We start from the raw sequence: 18,990 nt of genomic DNA, 5'->3' as shown, positions 1-18,990 counted from the left end.
GACTTCTTAGACTCGCAAATACTTACGCAGCGTGAAGAACGAAGCAAGGCCCGCCAACACAATGCCAGTGATGAGCAAGATTGGTGCGATTGTGATGACTGCATCCCAGCCAACGAACGAAGTGAACTGGAATGAAGGCGCGACGATGGAGTCCACCAGCACGCCCTTGGTCAATACCAAAGCACCAATGGCCACGAGCGCACCAACGCCTGCTGCAAATGCCGCTTCGAGCAAGAACGGCAATTGAATATAGAAGTTCGATGCACCAACCAAACGCATAATGCTCGTTTCGCGGCGGCGACTAAAGGCAGCCACACGCATGGTGTTCACGATCAGGAGCACAGTCACCACAAGCATCGTCAACGCAATAGCTAAAGCAATGGCCTGCAAACTACCCAACAACTTAAAGAACTTGTCCAAGATCTGTCGCTGATCATTGACTTGCTCAACGCCTGGTCGGCCAGCAAAAGCGGAAGCAACAACTTCATACTTTGTTGGGTCTGAAAGCTTCACTCGGAAAGACTCAGGCAACGCACTTTCACGCACGTTGTCAGCAATTGGTGAATTCTTGAACTGCTCTTGGAAGTGCTGGTACGCCTCAGCTTGTGATTCGTAGTAGATCTCTTCGACCAGTGGCTTCAAGCCCTCAAGGTCGCTCTTGATTTGGTCGCGCTGCGCTTTAGTGACTGCGCCACCAGCACACGAAGCAGCATCACTGCCCTTGCTACACAAGAAAAGACTGACTTCAACCTTGTCGTACCAAAAATCCTTCATGGTCGATACCTGAGCGCGAAGGAGTAGCGCACCGCCAAACAGACCGAGGGAAACTGCAACAGTGATGATCACCGCAAGAGTCATCGTGAGATTGCGGCGCAGGCCATGACTGACCTCGCGGGCTACGAATTGCGCGCGCATTACTGGGCGTATCCGTACACACCGCGCGACTGGTCGCGAACTACATGGCCACCCTCAAGTTCAATCACTCGACGGCGCATCTGATCCACGATGTTGCTGTCGTGCGTGGACATCACCACTGTGGTGCCTAAACGATTCAATCGATCAAGCAGCTGCATGATGCCAACCGAGGTTCCTGGGTCCAGGTTTCCCGTTGGTTCGTCAGCGATGAGCAACATCGGACGGTTTACGAAAGCGCGAGCAATCGCTACACGCTGCTGCTCGCCACCGGAAAGTTCATCTGGGCGGCGATGCTCTTTGCCTTCGAGCCCCACGACTTCGAGCACTTCAGGAACGACCTTGTTGATATGAGCCTTTGGTTTGCCGATGACTTCAAGAGCAAACGCCACGTTTTCGGCGACAGTCTTATTGGGAAGCAAGCGGAAGTCCTGGAACACGGTGCCAATTTGGCGGCGGAAGTACGGAATCTTCCAGTTCGAGAGGTGGCCAAGTTCCTTGCCCGCGACCCAGACCGCGCCCTTCGTGGGGCGCTCTTCGCGCAAGATGAGTCGAAGGAAGGTGGACTTGCCGGAGCCTGAAGGCCCCACAAGGAACACAAACTCCCCTTTTTCGATCTCCAGGGAGACGTCATCGAGGGCTGGACGCTCCTGATTGGCGTACAGCTTCGTTATGTGGTCAAAGAGAATCACCTATGAAGTGTAGGTGCTTGGGCCTTAAGAACTCGCCGATGCTTGCTGCTTACGCCACCGGATACCGGACTCCACGAACTCGTCGATCTCACCGTCAAGCACACCTGAGGTGTTCCCGGTTTCGGTCTCGGTGCGTAAATCCTTGACCATTTGATAGGGGTGCAGCACGTAAGAGCGCATTTGATTACCCCAAGAACCAGAGTTATCGCCCTTGAGGGCATCCATCTTGGCCCGGTCCTCTTGACGCTGCTTTTCCAGCAGCTTGGCCTGCAGCACCACCATGGCTGTGGCCTTGTTTTGGATCTGGGAACGCTCGTTTTGGCAGGACACCACGATGCCCGTGGGGATGTGAGTCAGACGCACAGCAGAGTCAGTGGTGTTCACGCCTTGGCCACCCGGACCGCTTGACCGGTAGACGTCAACGCGAAGGTCATCATCAGGAATGTCTGCTGTTTCAGCTTGTTCGACCACAGGAATAACTTCAACGCCTGCAAATGATGTTTGACGACGGCCTTGGTTATCGAATGGTGAAATGCGCACCAAACGATGCGTGCCTTGCTCAACGGACAAGGTTCCGTAGGCGTAGGGAGCTTTCACTGCAAAGGTTGCAGACTTAATGCCTGCTTCTTCAGCGTAGGACGTTTCATACACATCAACGGGCCAACCGTGGCGCTCGCAGTAGCGCGTATACATGCGTAGCAACATTTCGGCCCAGTCAGCAGCATCAACGCCACCGGCTTCGGAACGAATGGTGACGAGTGCTTCACGTGCGTCATATTCACCGGAAAGCAACGTGCGAACTTCAAGTTCATCAATTGCGATCTTGAGTGAATCAAGTTCTTTCATTGCTTCAGCAGTAGAGGCTTCATCACCTTCAGCCTCAGCCAGCTCGAGGAGAATTGGCACATCATCGAGTCGACGACGCAAACCTTCAACCCGACGCAGATCACCCAATTGGAATGACAGTTTTGAAGTGACCGCTTGAGCCTTGGCTTGGTCATCCCACAGATCCGGAGCAGAGGCCTGCTCCTCAAGATCGGCAATGCTTGCCCGCATCGCTGGGATATCAAGAACGGTCTCGATGCTGCTGAGCGTGTTTGCCAATTCAGCAAGGCGCTCGGCGGCTTCGATGGATGTCACAAGAGCCAAGACTACGGGCAAGGCCTAGGCGCCTGCTCGGTAGTCCAATCGTGCAGTTGCCCTCACCCGAGCCATTGAGTCATGCAAGGGCTGCAAGAAGGGAACCCGCACCGGAATACTCAAATCCACCTGAAGGTTGACTCCATCAGTGCTGACCGAATCTATGACCAGCCCCGGATGCGCAGCCAAGAGTTCCGGGTTATTCAAGTAGACCCTGGCTTTCATCACTGCTCCTTGACCATCGAGGTGCGTGGCCGTGGTCGCACCATGTTGGTAATAACTGGGCAGATCAATGATTTGAGCACCAGCAAGGGCCGCTGCATCAGCAATTGAATACAGATTCTTACGTTGTAGAAATGCACTTCCTGCATCTGTCACCACAACAAGAGCAAGCAGGCACACTCCGAGCAGTCCGATTCCCAGTATCAGCACACTGCCCTGATCATTGAGTGCGATGCGTCTGAAATTCATGCTACTGAGTCCCGATATGAATCAACCGTGAGTAATTGTTCGGCCGAAATTGGAAAGCCGTGAATTCTTTCGGCCATCGGCGCTGGTAGCCAGGGAAGATCAACCGCCCAATCAAGGGTCACTCGTATTTGCGTTCCGGGTTCTAAACATCTGGTCGAACAATCAATACGTAACGCATCGCTACTTACCGAGAACCCTTGATCCCCAAGTGCCGTGGTTGTCGCAAGGCGTGCTTGCTGAATTCCTTGGATCCGTGAGTCAGCCATCATGAACGCACGAGCAGCCTCACGAACCGCTTGTGTCGAAGCCATCGCTGCAGCTTCAATTCGCATCACCATCAATGTGGCGTAAAGCACGGGAATGAGTAACAGCACACCAACAAAGATGAACTCCACAACAGCTGTTCCATCATCGCGCTTACACCGTTCACGCATGGAAATCACACGTGTTCCTTAATCGCTCTGCCGTGAACACTCATCACTGCAGGTCCAAGCAACCCAATCAACGGCAAATGAGCCTGGATCGTCACTTCGGTAAACCCCACACCCGAATCCATGAGGGTTGCCACACCCACTGAATCGATGGTGGATTCAGCAAGGTTGCCCCGTAACACTTCACGAGCGCGCGCTTCACCAATGCGAAGGTTGGACCCAGCCATTGCCGCAACGCGTGCACCTTCGGCAGCAGCTGCGGTTAACGTCGTGCGCACATGCAGCGCTAGGCCGATTTGCACAACTACAAGTGCAAGCCCAATAAGTAGAGGGCCAACCAGTACGAAGTCAACGACTGCACTACCGCGATCAGACTCCAATATTTTGATCATTAGTTGCGCACGGATACAGAGGTCATCGCACGATCAAATACAGAGGTCAACGCATCATCAGCTACTAACCAGATTGCGGTTACTAAACCGGCAGTCATCACCGCCACCAAGACCCAGCCAGGCACATCACCGCGATCATTACGCTGCGAAGCAAGCGCATGAGTTCGCGTACGCAACACAAAGTGCATTGTGATCAGCGCATGATTGATTTTTTCTAACATTTCATCTCCTTTGTTTACGAAACCATGAGTTTTAATCCTTGAATTCCAGGAAATAGCGCCACCAGCACCACTGTTGGCAATATGAAGAAAACCACTGGGATTAACATCGCTACGTCTTTCTTTCCAGCAATTTCAAGTAACTGCCTGCGATCAGCTGCACGAGCATCCGCGGCTTGGGATCGCAACACTTCAGCAAGTGGTGTTCCTCGATCGATCGCAAGGAGTACGCCGTCAACGAACCGTTCAACATCTGCACTATTGGCTCGCTGAGAAACACCACGCAGAGCTTGTTCTATCGACTGCCCACCACGAATCTCTGCAAGCGCTAACGAAAATTCGGCAGCCAACTCTCCACCCATCGTGTGCGAGATACGTTCAATCGCTACAACCGGCGACTCACCTGCCGCCACTGCAAAAGCAAGTAATTCCGCAACCGCTGGTAACTCTTGAGCAATGCGTTTGCTTCGTTGGGAAATTTCCCTACTCAGCTTTCGATCCCACATCAGCGCACCCATTGCTGCGCCTAATGCGATGAATATGAAAAACACCAACGGTGAGGAGCCTGAGGCAAGAGCCAAGAAGCTCATCAACAATCCGGCCGCTGCACCTACGCCAGCAGCCATTGCTTGCTCAAGGCGAAAGGCCTCAACTCCAGATTTTCCGGCGCGCGACAATCGCTCTTCAATTTTGCGCGTTGAAGATCGCTCAATCAACAACGGTGCGAGCAAAGCCGCAACGATGTCGAACGGCCCTGGCTGCTTTCGCTGCAGGACACCCAACGCACGAGATACGGGGATGTATGGAGAAATCTGGTCTAGTACAGCGGGCTTTCGAGAACGTGACCACCCAGAAATTACAATGAGCACACCAATTGCGCAGAGAAATCCAATGAAGGCTCCCCCGCCACTCATGCTCATGCCTTCACCAGCCTGGGTTCAACCGGTAAGCGACTCACAAACATCATCGAGCGGTAGGCAACGAATGAAAGTGCCGTTGCGGCAATCAGCACTAACGCTCCAGAACTGCTGTTGTACGCACGCATTGCCTCAGGCCGCGTTGAGAGCAAAGCAAGAGTTATCCAGGGAGCCGCCACCGCCAGGCGAGCTGCGTTAATTGTCCAACTCTGCCGCGCTTCAATTTCGCCCCGAACCCGCGCATCCTCGCGAAGCAACAAGCTCAAGGTACGCAGCACTGATCCCAGATCATTGCCACCAACTTCACGAGCGATGCGCAATGCAGCGATCACTCGATCGGCTACTGGGTCAGCAAGTTGCTCACCCAATCCATTCAGCGACTCAACAAACGAACCACTGGCCCGGTAATCCGCTGCGAAGTCCGCGAATTGCCTGCGCAGAGCAACGGGGCCCTTACTCCCCAACTCGCACACCGCCTCGGGAAGAGACAAGCCAGCTCGAACAGCACTCAAGAGTGAATCAACAACATCAGGCCAGGCTTTACGCACTGCCTTGTGATGCAGACGACCACGCCGCCGAATTAGCAGGATTGGTATCCATCCGCTGGCAATAGCCGCGATAAGCGCAACCATCGGAACAGCTGTAATGAAGAGCGCTAGTACTGCAGCAATTGCCGCAAATGCAACACAAATGCCGAAGAGTGAAATACCTGTTAAACGAGGAATCCCTGACTGCTGCGCTAATCGCGTAAAGAAATATGAATGCACGCGAACATTCATCGCACTGCGTTGAGCTGTGAACCCAAAAAGAATGAGCAGGGCGCCGGCCCCAAGAAGTAACCCGACGAGTGCACCCATTACGCAGCCCAGCTTTGGGATTCTTGATGTGTAAGCGTCAGCAAAGCACTGAGATCAAAACCAGCCTGTGCAAATCGCTCCTGACGTGGTGGCCATCCACTCATGCGCACCAGCCCCTGGCCACGATCGATGAAGAGTTCGGCCATCTCGATCACACCGTTTTCAACTCGGCCAGGTAACGCACAAATTTCCGAAATACGTCGGTGGCCAGAAGCTGTGGTCGTGGTGTGAATGACTAAATCAACGCAGCCCGCCACGGTGGGAACAACAAAATCGCCGGGAATGTTTTGACCCGCGAGTAATGGCAGCGTGCACAACTTGGTGACAGCCTCGCGCGCACTGTTTGCGTGCAGGGTTGCCATAGCCGGCATGCCGCTGTTCATCGCAATCAGCAGGTCAAGCGCCTCAGCTTGCCTAACCTCACCGACAACGAGCCGCGTTGGGCGCATTCGCAGGGCCTCACGAATGAGGCGACGCAGTGGGATTTCGCCAACACCTTCAAGAGTGGCATCCCTTGTTTGCATGGCTACCCAGTCAGGGTGTACGAGCTGGATCTCAAAAACTTCCTCGCAACTCACAATGCGTTCGTCGCTGGCAACCGAACCGAGCAATGAATTGAGCAGTGTTGTTTTTCCCGCTTGTGTTCCTCCTGCAATCACAATATTGAGACCACTCATCACTGCAGCACGAAGAAAAGCAGCTGCCTGATGCGTCAACGTCCCAAGTGGCACAAGCGCCTCGACTGATTTGGGTCGAACAACGAATCGGCGAATATTGACCGCCCAATGATTGCGAGTGATGTCCGGAATCACGACATGCAAACGGCTTCCATCGGGAAGTACCGCATCAACAAATGGACTTGAGGTGTCCAAACGGCGCCCAGAAACCCGCAGCATGCGTTCAACGAGATCGCGCACTTCACGATCACCGAGCACTACGGAAGTGAGTTCTGGTTTGCCGTGACGCGCAATAAACACTCGCCCGGGTTCATTGAGCCAGATTTCCTCGATAGTTGGGTCATCGAAAAATTGCTGGAGCGCACCAAAACCCGAGATCACTCGCAACACTTCCTTGGCAACGACTGCTGGATCGCCATCAACCGAACGAGCACCTTGGGCAATCCACGTGTCCATTGCGCATTGCTCGACCAGAGCCCGAAATTTTTCTGGTTGCGAAAGCGGGTCCAAGCCATCGTTGCGAATAGCAGCACGCGCTTGTTGCTCTACAAGTTCACGTACTCGCGTTGCAGTGCTCATGGCTCCCCCAAAGTTGAATTGCTTCAACGTTAAGACGAGTCCTACGACTATTGGAACCCTGAATATTTTGCCTGTGCATAACTCCAGGGTTGGGGATAACGACTAGCGAAAACGCGCAATCCATGCTTGCGCAACAACATCAGGCTTTTCCATTTGCGAAACATGTGCTGAATCAGGCAGCACCATTACTTGTGCATCCTTGAAATACTTCGTGCTCTTGTGCGCTACTCGCGCATCAACCAAAGGATCCTGTAGTCCATAAATCAAAAGACTTTGTGCTTGCACCATTTCCGCAAGTTTCCATGGACGGTGGCGTCCGCGTTCGAAGTACGTTCCGAGTAAACCTCGTAGTGACTGCAGGAACGCATCATTTGCATACGACAACTCATCGCGCATTTGCGCTTCAGTAAGTGACTCAGCAAATCGTTGCGCGGTCACCACGCTTGGATTGGCAAACACCGTGTCAATTGTTGACTGCACTCGTGTTGCAACTGGAAGTTCGCTGGATTTCTTCATTGCGGCTTCACCAAATCCTGGAATAGCCATGACCGGCAAGATGAAGTTGGCTTTATTCGGACTCACGTCAGGAAGCGCAGGCGAAATCAGTGTCAGGGTTTTCACGAGATCGGGTCGGCGTGCTGCGACTTGCAGCGCAACTGCTCCACCCATTGAGTTTCCAAAAAGATGCACAGGCGATCCATCGAGATGACGCTCAATGAAATCAACAGCGGCTCGCGCATGCCCAAGGGGTGCAAAGTTGCCATCGCGTGGCGGTGGCGACATCCCAAAACCGGGAAGGTCCAAGGCCCAGGAATTCACCTCAGGTTGCAACTGACCCATGAGGTCAGTCCAGTTCAACGAGGATCCGCCAAGACCATGCAACATCAACGCTGGTTCAGCGTCAGATGTTGTGGATTGAGCGTGCCGATAGGCCAACGTTCGCGCAGGGAAGAAAACTTCCTCACGCGGCCACGGCTGAATTTGTCCTGACACCCCTCAAGGCTACATATATTTAAGTCACTGCAACTATGGGTGTTACGCAACGAGCAAGGGAAAGCATCATGGAAATCAAGATTGGCGTTCAGTACTCACCACGCGAGATCTCCCTTGAGAGCGAAGAGAAGCCAGAAACCATCTCCAAGGCCGTCGATGCAGCGATCTCTGCAGGCTCACTGCTCAAGCTCACCGACGATCGCGGTCGCACTGTGATCATTCCTGGCGACAAGATCACCTACGTTGAGCTTGGACCTGCTTCGTCACGCAAGGTTGGTTTCGGCCACTAAACCGTGAGGGCCACGTAACTGTGAGCCCGAAAATGCGTCTCTGGGTACACTTGAACTCTCATCGTGTTGGTACCGGCCTTTGGCCCTCCGCCCCACGAGTCGTTACTGGGGAGTCACCCTGAGCACTTCAAGCACCGTTGACCCAACGAGCGCACCTACGTTCGCTGAATTGGGCACCGACCCACGCATTGCCGCTGCCCTTCTCGAAGATGGCATCGAACGCGCCTTTCCTATTCAGGAAATGTGCCTTTCGATGGCGCTCGAAGGCCGCGACATCATTGGCCAGGCGAAGACCGGCACCGGAAAGACCCTGGGCTTTGGCATTCCGCTACTGCAGCGCATTGATCTGGAAGGTGACCGCGATAAGCCTCAGGCCATCGTGATCTGCCCAACCCGCGAACTTGGCCTTCAGGTTGCCACCGACCTTGAACGCGCTGGTCGTTTGCGTGGAGTCAAGGTTCTTGCTGTGTACGGCGGTCGTGCTTATGAACCACAGATCGAAGCCTTGCAAAACGGCGTCGACGTTGTTGTTGGCACGCCGGGGCGAATCATTGACCTTTCTAATCGCAAGGATCTTGATCTCAGCAATATTCGCGTGCTCGTTCTTGACGAAGCAGACGAAATGCTCGACATGGGCTTCTTGCCTGATGTTGAGCGGATTGTTTCCGCTGTTCCAGCAAAACGTCAGACCATGTTGTTCTCAGCAACAATGCCGGGTCAGATCCTGAATCTCGCTCGTCGTTATATGACTACCCCAACTCACATCCGTGCAAGTGAGCCAGGCAATGACACGCAAACGGTTGATGCCATTGAGCAGCATGTGTGGCGTGCGCACCCACTCGACAAAGTTGAAGTAGTTGCACGCGTTCTTCAGGCTGAAGGCCGTCAACTGGCAATGATCTTTACACGCACAAAGCGCAAGGCTCAAAAGATTGCTGACGATCTCACCGAGCGCGGTTTCGCTGTGGGTTCAGTACATGGTGACCTTGGTCAAGGTGCACGCGAGCAAGCTCTCCGCGCATTCCGCAACGGCAAGGTTGACGTTCTCGTCTGCACCGACGTCGCAGCTCGCGGTATCGATGTTGACAACGTCACGCATGTAATCAACTACGAATGCCCTGATGATGAGAAAACTTATGTGCACCGCATTGGTCGCACGGGTCGCGCTGGTAACTCAGGTGTTGCCGTCACTCTTGTTGACTGGGAAGACATTGCGCGTTGGCAAATGATTGATCGCGCTTTGAAGCTTCCGTTCAAGGATCCAATCGAGACCTACTCAACTAGCGATCACTTGTACACCGGCTTGAACATTCCCGCTGGTACTACTGGTTCATTGCCAAAGTCAGGCCAAACCCGAGAAGGCCTGAAGGCAGAAGGCGTTGAAGATCTTGGGGAAACCGGCAAGAAGAAGCCTGCCGGCAATAACGACAAGCATCATGGCAAGTCACATGGCGACAAGCCAAAGGGTGATCGGCCACGCGGCGACCGTCCGCGTAATGACAAGCCACGAACTGATCGCCCTCGCAACGACAAGCAAAAGTCGGATGCGCCTAAGTCTGATGCTGACCAAAAAGATGCAGCTGCTTTGAAAACTGAAGGCGCTCGTCAGCGTCGTCGCACCCGTAGTGGCAAGCCTGCAACACCTGCAGCTGAATAACTACAACGCAAGCAATGCTTGCGCAAGCTCTCGATAGTTACGAGCGCCAACACTTGTTGGCGCCGTAGCGAGCACTGTTTGACCGACAGCGGGCGCCTCAGCAAAGCGAATTGACCGCGCAATTGCTGGCAACACGTGAACGCCGTAGGTCATTGGTAAATCCGCTAACACCGAACGTGCATGGGTAGTGCGTCCATCAAATTGCGTTGGGATGATGCCTGCAACTTTGAGTTCCGGATTTGCATAGGTACGCACATCGCTAATGGTTTGCATTAACTGTCCGACGCCTCGGTGCGACAAAGTTTCGCATTGCAGAGGAATGGCAACAGAGTTTGCTGCGATTAGTGCACCAACAGTGACGATGCCGAGCGATGGTGCGCAATCAAGCAGGATCCAGTCATATGAACCCTGCAAGGGTTTCAACGCTTCGCGTACTGCAAATTCTCGACCTTTGGATGTTGCAAGTGCTGCATCAGCATCCGCAAGGCGAATAGTTGCGGGCAAAAGATCCACACCTTCACTGGTTGTGATGATTGCTCGTTGTGCTGCCTTACCTTCAACGATGAGTTCACGTGTACACAGCTGCACATCTTCAGGGTCAATACCCAGACTGAAGGTTGCACAGGCTTGCGCATCAAGGTCAACGACCAGCACGCGTTGGCCCAGTTCAACAAGTGCAGCGGCAACACTGACCACTGTGGTGGTTTTACCCACACCACCCTTTTGATTTGCGAACGCAAGGACGTGGGCCACCCCGCCATTGTGCTCCTTGAGATTTACCCTTGGACGCATGCGGTTCAACTATCAACTCGATGGCGACCTGCTTCAGTTACGTGAATTTCGTCAAGCCTTGGAAGTCTGGCCGCATGTGATTCCTGCTTTGAGTGATGACCTCCTCATCGTCGCCAATGAGTTGGCCAGCAATGCCTTGGCCTACGGCTTGCCGCCAATACAGGTCACTGTGGTTGCCTCCAGGGCCCAGATTCGAATCCAGGTCACTCAGAACTTCTCAGGCTCGAACCAGGTTCCAGAACTCGCAAAGGAACCCGGGCTACGAGGCCGAGGCCTGGTCCTCGTCAATGCCCTCAGCAGTGAGTGGGGCTGGCTCCAAAGTGGCCCAAGCCTCGTTGTTTGGGCGGTTTTGGCCCTCCCCGGTAACCTTTCACAATGACCACAGCAGCCACACGGGTATTCCTTGCCCGACTTGCCGGGGTCCGCGTCTTTGATCCCAACGGTGAGCAGCTGGGCAAAGTGCGCGACAGCATCATCGTGATGCGCTCCTCAAACCCTCGCCTGACTGGCTTGGTGGTAGAAGTTCAAGCGCGCCGCCGCATCTTCGTACCAATGTCCAAGGTCACCTCGGTTGACGCCAACCAGATCATTGTGACCGGTGTAGTGAACCTGCGCCGCTTTGCCAAGCGCCCAAATGAAACCTTGCTCACTGCCGAACTTCTCGATCGAACTGTGCAATTCCTGGAAACAGGCGAAGAGGTGTCAGTGATCGACGTTGGTGTTGAACGTGATCGCACCCAAGACTGGATAGTCACGCAGCTCTTTATTCAAAAAGGCAATGGCGGTTTCCGCCGGCGAGGTGAGCGCATCGTTGTCGATTGGGATGAAGTCAGCGGTCTTGCACTACCAAGCACAAGCGATCAATCAGCCACAACAATGCTCGAATCCATTGATAGCTTGCGCGCTGCTGACATTGCAGATTTGCTACAGGAACTTCCGATTAAGCGTCAGATGGAAATTGCTCGCCAATTGAAAGACGATCGCCTAGCAGACGTTCTTGAAGAACTTCCTGAAGATGATCGCGTTGAAATTGTGCAGTTACTTGAAGTTGAGCGTGCAGCAGATGTTATTGAAGAGATGGACCCTGACGATGCTGCCGACCTAATCTCCGAGCTTCCACCTGAGCGCGCAGCCGATTTGCTTGATCGCATGGAGCCAGAAGAAGCTGAAGATATTCGTCGCTTGCTCTCATATGACGAACTCAGCGCTGGCGGCATGATGACAACCGAACCAATCGTGATGTCAACGGATGCAACAGTTGCGGACGCACTTGCACAGATTCGTAACCCGGAACTTTCACCGGCACTTGCGTCCCAGGTATATGTCACACGTAACCCGACAGAAACACCTACGGGCAAGTATTTGGGCACCTGTCACTTCCAGCGTTTACTGCGCGAACCACCTGCAACATTGGTGTCGTCACTCGTTGATACCGATTTAGTTCCAGTGCGCCCAAATGCTCCGTTGAGCCAAGTCACTCGAACGTTTGCTGCCTACAACCTTGCGGCTCTTCCAGTCGTTGACGAGCATGGTCACTTGCTTGGTGCGATTTCCGTTGACGACGTTATCGACCACATGCTGCCTGAAGATTGGCGCGAAAACGACGGAGAAGATCGTGGCTAGCCGCCCAACGCGTCGCGAAGCGCGTTTGGACCAGCCGTATGAGCGCAGTCGCTCGATGCGTGGCAGTTACGACCCAGAACGCTTTGGTCGCATCTCAGAAAAGGTAGCGCGCTATATCGGTTCATGGGCCTTCATTGCGTGGATGACCGTGGTCGTCGGCGCATGGGTGCTTGTGAACACCGTGGGGCCTGAAGACTGGCATGTGGATCCATTCCCATTCATCTTTTTAACACTGCTGTTGTCATTGCAGGCGTCGTATGCAGCACCACTGATTTTGCTGGCCCAGAATCGTCAATCCGACCGCGATCGCGTGCAATATCAAGAAGACCGCCTGCGCACTGAGCGCTTGCTGGCCGACAGCGACTACCTGGCTCGAGAAATTGCGGCCTTGCGCTTGGCACTTGGTGAAGTTGCTACTCGTGACTACATACGTGGTGAACTCCGAGACATGGTCACTGACCTTCGTGAGCATATTGACGCCATGAATCTTGACGATGAGCCTGATGAGCGGGACCGCACGAACGATCGCTAGTTAGGTTCGCCTAACATCAGGGTTATGCAACCCAATCTTGACGCTCTCAATGCTGCCCTCGCGACAGTAAATGACCCTGAAATTCATCGCCCCATCACAGAGCTGGGCATGCTCAAATCAGTTGAGGCAAACGACCAAGGCGTGGTCAAGATTGGCGTGTATCTCACCGTTTCAGGTTGCCCCATGCGCGACACCATCACCGATCGCGTGACCGCAGCAGTCTCTACCGTTGCTGGCGTCACCAAGGTTGAAGTTGAACTCGACGTGATGAGCGACGAACAACGCGCAGCAATGAAGAAGACGCTCCGTGGTGATGAAAAGGAAAACCCTTTCAATAAGCCAGGCAACACCACTCGCATTTACGCAATTGCTTCAGGCAAGGGCGGCGTTGGCAAATCATCAGTAACGGCAAACCTCGCAGCAGCAATGGCTGACATGGGCTTGAGTGTTGGCTTGATTGATGCCGACATTTACGGTCACTCAATTCCTCGCATGCTTGATGCTCTAGATGCACCAACCATGGTCGAGGGCATGATCATGCCGCCTACAGGCTTTGGTGTGCGCGTGATTTCCATGCTCGCTTTCAAGCCAGGTGGTGTCACGCAACCAGTTGCCTTCCGCGGACCAATGCTGCATCGCGCTCTTGAGCAATTCATTACCGATGTGTGGTGGGGCGATTTAGACGTTCTCCTCCTTGACCTACCACCAGGCACTGGCGACATTGCAATTTCAGCAGCGCAACTACTTCCAACTGCAGAACTCGTAATCGTCACAACACCACAAATGGCTGCAGCAGATGTTGCTGTTCGTGCAGGCACACTTGCCGAACAAACCCATCAAAAGGTTGCTGGCGTAATCGAAAACATGAGCAGCTTCCCTTGCCCACACTGCGGTGAGCCAATGGACCTATTTGGCACTGGTGGCGGCAAGCTCGTTGCTGATCAAATTGCCAAGGTTCTTGGAACTGAAACACCATTGCTTGGTCAGATCCCATTTGATGTTGCATTACGCGAAGGCGGAGATGACGGTAAGCCGCTCGTGATCAGCAATCCAGACGCACCTGCTTCGCTTGCCTTGCGCGCAATTGCCGAACGCCTAGGCAAGCGCCCTCGCGGACTTGCAGGAATGTCACTCAACATTTCACCAACACGCAAGTAACCGATCGAGCCACAGTTCTTAGGTGGCGTCCGGATCAAACAGCGGTGTATCGATTGAAGGCTTGCGCGGCGTAGCCGTTGGTTCATCTTTGAGCATGCTCGTCGCAATGCGCTTTGGATGAAGATCGGCAAGACCCTTCATGGTGTCCATCGCTTCATTGAGATCTAAACCCGCTGAATCAGCGAGATCCTGCTTGGCTCCTGCTGCCATTCCACGAATTTGCTTGAGGAATCGGGCACCGTCAGCTGCTGCTTTCGGTAACTTATCTGGGCCAAAGATCAGCAGCCCGATCACAGCAAGCGCCATGATCTCGCCAATCCCGATATCAAACATGACTCAACCCTACGCGCACTACTGCTTGGCTGCCGAAGAGCCAAGCGTGACGGTCGCAGTGCGAGGGGTGCCACCGCGAGTAAAAGTCACCTTGATCTGGTCACCAGGCGCATGCTCACGAATAGCAACCACAAGTTCTGTTGAATCATCGATGACTCGTTCTTCGATTTTAGTGATGATGTCGTTGAGTTTGATTCCTGCCGAATCGGCTGGACCATTGCCCGTGATTTTGATGACCTTCGCGCCAGGGCCTGCGAAGTTCATGTCAAGAGACACACCAATCACAGGCGTTTGTGAGGTTCCGGTTGCGATGATTTCTTCAGCGATGCGTTTTGCTGAATTCACCGGTATGGCAAAGCCCAAACCAATGCTCCCTGCTTCGCTATTTCCGTTCGCCATCGAAGCGATCGCCGAGTTAATGCCAATGACCTGACCAGACGAATTCAGGAGCGGTCCGCCAGAGTTACCTGGGTTGATAGCCGCATCGGTTTGAATGGCATCAATGAACGACGTGCTATTCGTGTCTCCCGTAGTCACGGGACGATTCAAAGCGCTAATAATTCCCGACGTCACTGTGCCTGCCAAACCAAGGGGCGCACCAATGGCGACCACTGCTTCACCAACATTTAATGTCTCTGAATTGCCGAGTGTGACAGCAGGCAAAGAACCCTGATCAACCTTGACGACAGCAAGGTCATAGGCAGGGTTTGTTCCGACAATCTCGCCTTTGAGTTTTGTGCCATCGGTGAGTACTACGTTGATCTTTCCTCCATCGGTAGCCAGGTCAACGACGTGATTGTTGGTGATGATGTAACCATCAGAACGCAGTACGAAACCTGATCCGCTGCCCGATTGAGTCTTTCCTTCGGCTTCGATGTACACCACAGACGGCAAAACCTGCTGCACCATCGCTGCGATACTGCCTTGCGCTGCCGGCACTTGATTTGCCGGTGCCTGGTTAATAGGTGCGGGAGCACTTGCGGTCGAGGAGTCTGACTGCTGACCAATGAGGTATCCACCAAAGCCAGCGCCCACACCTACGACTGCGGCCGTGAGTGCGGCAATAAGCATCGTTCCACCCACACCCAAACCCCGCTGCTTGGCAACGATGGGCACAAAGGTGGCAGTGGGGTTGACCGGGCTCGCAAACGGGTCCGAATCAAACTCGCTGGTCATGGAACTCCTCACAGATGGATGGGCACAGCTGCTTTGAGCGTAGACCCATTAGGCTGCAGGTAATTCTCACATCCGCGGAGGTGCGTCATTTCATCATCCTCATTACCTTCGAAGGCAGCTTGGAACTTTGCCGACGAATGGCTCGACGAGTCCGAAACCATCCGGACAGCCCGAGCTAAGGCCAAGGAACTGGGTTGCACCCCGGTGGCTCCATCAACTGCCCACACCCTGCGGGTGCTGGCTCGTGCGATCAACGCCGAATCTGTGGTTGAAGTTGGCACCGGAGCGGGAGTTTCCGGTGCAGCGCTTCTGTCTGGCATGTCCGAGACCGGCGTGCTGACCTCAATCGACAACGAAGCTGAAATTGCGCGCCTTGCTCGCGAGACCCTAAACGACCTTGGCTACGACCACATTCGCGCTCGTCTGATCACCGGACGCGCCCTCGAGGTGCTCCCACGACTGACTGAGAGTGCCTACGACCTTGTATTCATCGACGGTGACCGCACTGAGTACCCAGCCGCCCTCACGCTCGCGAAGCGCCTACTGCGCAACGGCGGCATGATCGCGTTCGACAACCTGCTCACAGACGGCAGCATCGCTGATCCAGCAAGCCGCAATCCAGAAGCAGTTGCACTTCGCGATGTTGCTCATGCACTTCGCGATGACGATCACTGGATCCCAGCACTGCTCACCGTTGGCTCAGGTTTGCTCGTTGCAATCAAGGTAGGCGGCTAGCAACCCATACGTAATCATTTAAAAAGACCCCACTACTCACGTAGCGGGGTCTTTTTATTTGCTTTATTGACGTTGCTTGTTTTGAGATTGCTCGGATTTAAATGGCGCGTGCCACCAACGCCGCTTCTTTGATTGCGCGCTGCATATCTTGCGAACCATTGACATCACCAATGGTGTGGTGGGCAATGCCTTCATCATGAAGGATTTCGGACAGTTCGCGATTTGGATGATGCCAGTTCACCAGGATCACAGTGTCAGCTGGAATCACTCGCTCTTTGTCAACATCAACCCAACGAACCGTCACTGACTCAGGGGTGATTTTGACCATCTGAGAAGCAGGCACAAGTTCAACATCGCCAGCAAGCATGATCTCGCGTGACACTGCGGTGGTTACTGCAGGGAACGGAACACGAGCACCTGGCATATCTGTTCGACTTACCAAGGTGATCTTCGCGCCCTCGTCAACTAACTTCAACACCGCGGTGATCGCTTCAAAGTTGCCAGTGTCGTCAAAGACCACGACATTCTTGCCAATGTTTGCGCGACCGCCGTATCCAAGAACATCCCAGGCAGTGAACACATGTGGAAGGTCTGATCCGGGAATTGAAACTCCAGGAACCATGGTTTGTGGAACTGAAGTATCAGCCGTACCACCTGTTGCCAAAATGATTTCATCGAAACCTGAATCAACCAACATGTCCGGATCAACGAATGAGTTCAACTTAATCGTGACACCAAGTTCCTTGATTTCAGCTTCAAGCCACTGAGTGATCGAGGTGAGGTCTGCACGTGCGCGAACTCCCGCAACCATTGATGCTTGACCGCCAAGTTCTTTACGCATGTCATGGAGTTCAACCTCGTGACCACGAAGAGCAAGTGTGCGTGCTGCTTCAAGTCCTGCTGGGCCGCCGCCAACGATGAGCACTTTCTTTTTCACTACAGCTGCTTCTGGCTCAAGGCTCATCCGAGATTCCTGACCAGCAGTTGCATTCACGACACAGCCGAAGTTGCCCGTTGCAGAACCGCCCGTGCAACCAATACTTGTTCCTGTGCACGGGCGAACGCGATGTGCATTGCCAGCACGAGACTTATTCACGATTTCTGGATCAGCGATGGTTGCGCGAACCATCGAGACCATGTCCGCAGCACCGCTTTCCACAATGTGGTTCGCGTGGTCAAGGGTCATGATGCGTCCTGTGACCATGGTTGGGATATCAAGTGCGCGAGTCACCACTTCACTGGTTGGCATTTCATAACCAAGTGGTGATTCCATAGTTGAGAAGATTTTTGCGAACTTCCAGTAGGTGCCTAGGGAAACGCTGATGTAGTCAACCTTGTGCTGCAGCAGCTTTGCGATCTCTGCATACGCATCTGGGCCTAGACCACCTGGCAACACATCGTCAGCGACTAGACGCAAGCCAAGTGGGTACTCAGGCCCAACTTCAGCGCGTACCGCGTCAATGACTTCGTTAACGAAGCGCATGCGGTTTTCCAATGAGCCGCCGTATTCATCGTCGCGGAAGTTCAGGGCCGTTGAGAGGAATTGCGCAATCAGATATCCGTGAGCGCCATTGAGTTCCACGCCATGCATACCTCCGCGCTTGACGCGACCCGCTGCTTGTCCGTAGCTGCCCACGATCTCGTCAATCATGTCTTTTGTGAGTGTGCGCGGAACGATGTTCACGGTTGGGTTCGGAGTTGGACCTGTCGACCAGTTCTGAACACCAGGAGCTGACGGCATTGCTGCACCGAAGTGATTGATCTGTTGAAACAAGCGCATGTCATATGGCGAACACGCCTCAACGAGCTGCTCGTACCAAGGGATGATCGCGTCAGTTGCGGCAACTACCGGAAGGCGAGCTGAGGTGGAGTGCACGCCTGCAGCACCGATGACCGAAAGTCCAACGCCACCGGCGGCACGAACCCGGGTGTAGGAGATCAAATCGTCCAGCGACAGGGACAACAAGTGAGCCGAGCGGGCCACGCGGTTGGGGACAGTAACCCCGGCGAGCTGAATCGGGTTAAACAGTGCGTCGTACATCCAAAACTCCTCAAGACCACGTTCAGTGTGCTTGGCGATGGTAATCGGATCTGCACCCAAGGGATAGAGGAAACGATATTTTTCTATGACAAATAGATTCTTTGGCTGAGCATGGTCGGAGAGCCCCGACAACGAAGAAGGGCCAAGGATTGCTCCTTGGCCCTTCTTGACGTTAAGTGTTAAGCAAATACAGCGAGCAACGCTTCGCCGAGATTCTTTGCTTCTTCGGCATTGAGCTCAACTACGAGCCGGCCACCGCCTTCCAGTGGTACGCGCATGACATAGCCACGTCCCTCTTTGGTGCACTCGAGCGGGCCATCTCCCGTTCGTGGCTTCATCGCGGCCATCGCGTGTCCCCTTTCGTATGGATCCCT

The 18,990-nt window shown here is 53.9% G+C and carries 23 protein-coding genes; 7 read left to right on the top strand and 16 right to left on the bottom strand.

Annotated features, from left to right (window positions below; all coding sequences use genetic code 11):
- Positions 1–6: 6 nt before the first annotated feature.
- The 11 genes from ftsX to PHN51_03595 form a co-directional block, all read right to left on the bottom strand.
- Positions 7–915, bottom strand: coding sequence for a permease-like cell division protein FtsX (gene ftsX, locus PHN51_03645; protein ID MDD2817874.1), 909 nt, complete (start codon positions 913–915; stop codon positions 7–9).
- Positions 915–1,604, bottom strand: a complete 690-nt coding sequence (gene ftsE, locus PHN51_03640) for a cell division ATP-binding protein FtsE (protein MDD2817873.1) — start codon at positions 1,602–1,604, stop codon at positions 915–917. The genes ftsX and ftsE overlap by 1 nt, the downstream gene beginning before the upstream one ends.
- A 24-nt stretch (positions 1,605–1,628) precedes the next feature.
- Positions 1,629–2,744 carry a peptide chain release factor 2 gene (gene prfB, locus PHN51_03635; GenBank protein MDD2817872.1) on the bottom strand — a complete coding sequence of 372 codons (1,116 nt, stop codon included), beginning with the start codon at positions 2,742–2,744 and terminating at the stop codon, positions 1,629–1,631.
- A 24-nt stretch (positions 2,745–2,768) separates the two neighbouring features.
- On the bottom strand, positions 2,769–3,215 hold the full coding sequence (locus tag PHN51_03630) for a pilus assembly protein TadG-related protein (protein ID MDD2817871.1): 447 nt from the start codon (positions 3,213–3,215) through the stop codon (positions 2,769–2,771).
- Positions 3,212–3,649 (bottom strand): hypothetical protein, encoded by a 438-nt coding sequence (locus PHN51_03625; GenBank protein MDD2817870.1) that lies wholly within the window; start codon positions 3,647–3,649, stop codon positions 3,212–3,214. Before PHN51_03625 ends, PHN51_03630 begins: the two co-directional genes overlap by 4 nt.
- A 5-nt stretch (positions 3,650–3,654) precedes the next feature.
- Positions 3,655–4,038, bottom strand: a complete 384-nt coding sequence (locus PHN51_03620) for a pilus assembly protein (protein ID MDD2817869.1) — start codon at positions 4,036–4,038, stop codon at positions 3,655–3,657.
- Positions 4,038–4,259 (bottom strand): hypothetical protein, encoded by a 222-nt coding sequence (locus PHN51_03615; GenBank protein ID MDD2817868.1) that lies wholly within the window; start codon positions 4,257–4,259, stop codon positions 4,038–4,040. Before PHN51_03615 ends, PHN51_03620 begins: the two co-directional genes overlap by 1 nt.
- Positions 4,260–4,273: 14 nt before the next feature.
- Positions 4,274–5,170, bottom strand: coding sequence for a type II secretion system F family protein (locus PHN51_03610; GenBank protein MDD2817867.1), 897 nt, complete (start codon positions 5,168–5,170; stop codon positions 4,274–4,276).
- Positions 5,171–5,172: 2 nt separating this feature from the next.
- On the bottom strand, positions 5,173–6,030 hold the full coding sequence (locus PHN51_03605) for a type II secretion system F family protein (protein ID MDD2817866.1): 858 nt from the start codon (positions 6,028–6,030) through the stop codon (positions 5,173–5,175).
- Positions 6,030–7,286, bottom strand: a complete 1,257-nt coding sequence (locus PHN51_03600; protein ID MDD2817865.1) for an ATPase, T2SS/T4P/T4SS family — start codon at positions 7,284–7,286, stop codon at positions 6,030–6,032. The genes PHN51_03605 and PHN51_03600 overlap by 1 nt, the downstream gene beginning before the upstream one ends.
- Positions 7,287–7,388: 102 nt before the next feature.
- Positions 7,389–8,279 carry an alpha/beta fold hydrolase gene (locus tag PHN51_03595; GenBank protein MDD2817864.1) on the bottom strand — a complete coding sequence of 297 codons (891 nt, stop codon included), beginning with the start codon at positions 8,277–8,279 and terminating at the stop codon, positions 7,389–7,391.
- Between the two features lie 68 nt (positions 8,280–8,347).
- On the opposite strand from PHN51_03595, the gene PHN51_03590 reads away from it, so the two are divergent.
- Together PHN51_03590 and PHN51_03585 are read left to right on the top strand one after the other, a co-directional pair.
- Complete coding sequence (locus PHN51_03590) at positions 8,348–8,569, top strand: DUF3107 domain-containing protein (protein ID MDD2817863.1); 222 nt, start codon at positions 8,348–8,350, stop codon at positions 8,567–8,569.
- A 79-nt stretch (positions 8,570–8,648) separates the two neighbouring features.
- Complete coding sequence (locus PHN51_03585; protein MDD2817862.1) at positions 8,649–10,226, top strand: DEAD/DEAH box helicase; 1,578 nt, start codon at positions 8,649–8,651, stop codon at positions 10,224–10,226.
- Here PHN51_03585 and PHN51_03580 read toward each other — a convergent pair whose 3' ends face one another.
- Positions 10,227–10,979, bottom strand: coding sequence for a ParA family protein (locus PHN51_03580; GenBank protein MDD2817861.1), 753 nt, complete (start codon positions 10,977–10,979; stop codon positions 10,227–10,229). It abuts the gene before it with no gap.
- Between the two features lie 37 nt (positions 10,980–11,016).
- On the opposite strand from PHN51_03580, the gene PHN51_03575 reads away from it, so the two are divergent.
- From PHN51_03575 to PHN51_03560, 4 genes are read left to right on the top strand one after another with little or no spacing between them, the layout of a single operon-like run.
- On the top strand, positions 11,017–11,397 hold the full coding sequence (locus PHN51_03575) for an ATP-binding protein (GenBank protein MDD2817860.1): 381 nt from the start codon (positions 11,017–11,019) through the stop codon (positions 11,395–11,397).
- On the top strand, positions 11,394–12,641 hold the full coding sequence (locus PHN51_03570; GenBank protein MDD2817859.1) for a CBS domain-containing protein: 1,248 nt from the start codon (positions 11,394–11,396) through the stop codon (positions 12,639–12,641). Before PHN51_03575 ends, PHN51_03570 begins: the two co-directional genes overlap by 4 nt.
- Entirely contained in the window at positions 12,634–13,173 is a 540-nt protein-coding gene (locus PHN51_03565; GenBank protein ID MDD2817858.1) for a DUF1003 domain-containing protein, read from the top strand. The genes PHN51_03570 and PHN51_03565 overlap by 8 nt, the downstream gene beginning before the upstream one ends.
- A 24-nt stretch (positions 13,174–13,197) precedes the next feature.
- The gene (locus PHN51_03560; protein MDD2817857.1) at positions 13,198–14,331 is read left to right on the top strand and encodes a P-loop NTPase; all 1,134 of its coding nucleotides are present in this window, start codon (positions 13,198–13,200) and stop codon (positions 14,329–14,331) included.
- An 18-nt stretch (positions 14,332–14,349) separates the two neighbouring features.
- Here PHN51_03560 and PHN51_03555 read toward each other — a convergent pair whose 3' ends face one another.
- Together PHN51_03555 and PHN51_03550 are read right to left on the bottom strand one after the other, a co-directional pair.
- On the bottom strand, positions 14,350–14,664 hold the full coding sequence (locus PHN51_03555; protein MDD2817856.1) for a twin-arginine translocase TatA/TatE family subunit: 315 nt from the start codon (positions 14,662–14,664) through the stop codon (positions 14,350–14,352).
- Between the two features lie 18 nt (positions 14,665–14,682).
- Positions 14,683–15,840: a trypsin-like peptidase domain-containing protein gene (locus PHN51_03550; GenBank protein MDD2817855.1), complete on the bottom strand. Its 1,158-nt coding sequence runs from the start codon at positions 15,838–15,840 to the stop codon at positions 14,683–14,685.
- Positions 15,841–15,999: 159 nt separating this feature from the next.
- On the opposite strand from PHN51_03550, the gene PHN51_03545 reads away from it, so the two are divergent.
- The gene (locus PHN51_03545; GenBank protein MDD2817854.1) at positions 16,000–16,575 is read left to right on the top strand and encodes an O-methyltransferase; all 576 of its coding nucleotides are present in this window, start codon (positions 16,000–16,002) and stop codon (positions 16,573–16,575) included.
- 97 nt (positions 16,576–16,672) lie between these two features.
- Here the strand turns inward: PHN51_03545 and PHN51_03540 are convergent, their stop codons facing one another.
- Both PHN51_03540 and PHN51_03535 read right to left on the bottom strand, forming a co-directional pair.
- Positions 16,673–18,616: an FAD-dependent oxidoreductase gene (locus PHN51_03540; protein ID MDD2817853.1), complete on the bottom strand. Its 1,944-nt coding sequence runs from the start codon at positions 18,614–18,616 to the stop codon at positions 16,673–16,675.
- Between the two features lie 179 nt (positions 18,617–18,795).
- The gene (locus tag PHN51_03535; GenBank protein ID MDD2817852.1) at positions 18,796–18,963 is read right to left on the bottom strand and encodes a DUF3117 domain-containing protein; all 168 of its coding nucleotides are present in this window, start codon (positions 18,961–18,963) and stop codon (positions 18,796–18,798) included.
- Between the last annotated feature and the right edge of the window lie 27 nt (positions 18,964–18,990).

This window comes from Candidatus Nanopelagicales bacterium (assembly GCA_028687755.1).
In the GTDB taxonomy this organism is placed as follows: Bacteria; Actinomycetota; Actinomycetes; order S36-B12; family S36-B12; genus UBA11398.
The sequence above is the reverse complement of the archived record's forward strand: the minus strand, read 5'-3'. Positions and strand labels throughout refer to the sequence as shown.

Bases quoted from the DNA above. Each gene is read 5' to 3' on its own strand.
- PHN51_03560 (MDD2817857.1), top strand. From the start codon at position 13,198: ATGCAACCCAATCTTGACGCTCTCAATGCTGCCCTCGCGACAGTAAAT.
- PHN51_03555 (MDD2817856.1), bottom strand. From the start codon at position 14,664: ATGTTTGATATCGGGATTGGCGAGATCATGGCGCTTGCTGTGATCGGG.
- PHN51_03630 (MDD2817871.1), bottom strand. From the start codon at position 3,215: ATGAATTTCAGACGCATCGCACTCAATGATCAGGGCAGTGTGCTGATA.
- PHN51_03620 (MDD2817869.1), bottom strand. From the start codon at position 4,038: ATGATCAAAATATTGGAGTCTGATCGCGGTAGTGCAGTCGTTGACTTC.
- PHN51_03535 (MDD2817852.1), bottom strand. From the start codon at position 18,963: ATGGCCGCGATGAAGCCACGAACGGGAGATGGCCCGCTCGAGTGCACC.
- PHN51_03615 (MDD2817868.1), bottom strand. From the start codon at position 4,259: ATGTTAGAAAAAATCAATCATGCGCTGATCACAATGCACTTTGTGTTG.
- PHN51_03605 (MDD2817866.1), bottom strand. From the start codon at position 6,030: ATGGGTGCACTCGTCGGGTTACTTCTTGGGGCCGGCGCCCTGCTCATT.
- PHN51_03575 (MDD2817860.1), top strand. From the start codon at position 11,017: ATGCGGTTCAACTATCAACTCGATGGCGACCTGCTTCAGTTACGTGAA.
- PHN51_03600 (MDD2817865.1), bottom strand. From the start codon at position 7,286: ATGAGCACTGCAACGCGAGTACGTGAACTTGTAGAGCAACAAGCGCGT.
- ftsX (MDD2817874.1), bottom strand. From the start codon at position 915: ATGCGCGCGCAATTCGTAGCCCGCGAGGTCAGTCATGGCCTGCGCCGC.
- PHN51_03625 (MDD2817870.1), bottom strand. From the start codon at position 3,649: ATGCGTGAACGGTGTAAGCGCGATGATGGAACAGCTGTTGTGGAGTTC.
- PHN51_03610 (MDD2817867.1), bottom strand. From the start codon at position 5,170: ATGAGTGGCGGGGGAGCCTTCATTGGATTTCTCTGCGCAATTGGTGTG.
- PHN51_03590 (MDD2817863.1), top strand. From the start codon at position 8,348: ATGGAAATCAAGATTGGCGTTCAGTACTCACCACGCGAGATCTCCCTT.
- PHN51_03540 (MDD2817853.1), bottom strand. From the start codon at position 18,616: ATGTACGACGCACTGTTTAACCCGATTCAGCTCGCCGGGGTTACTGTC.
- PHN51_03570 (MDD2817859.1), top strand. From the start codon at position 11,394: ATGACCACAGCAGCCACACGGGTATTCCTTGCCCGACTTGCCGGGGTC.
- PHN51_03550 (MDD2817855.1), bottom strand. From the start codon at position 15,840: ATGACCAGCGAGTTTGATTCGGACCCGTTTGCGAGCCCGGTCAACCCC.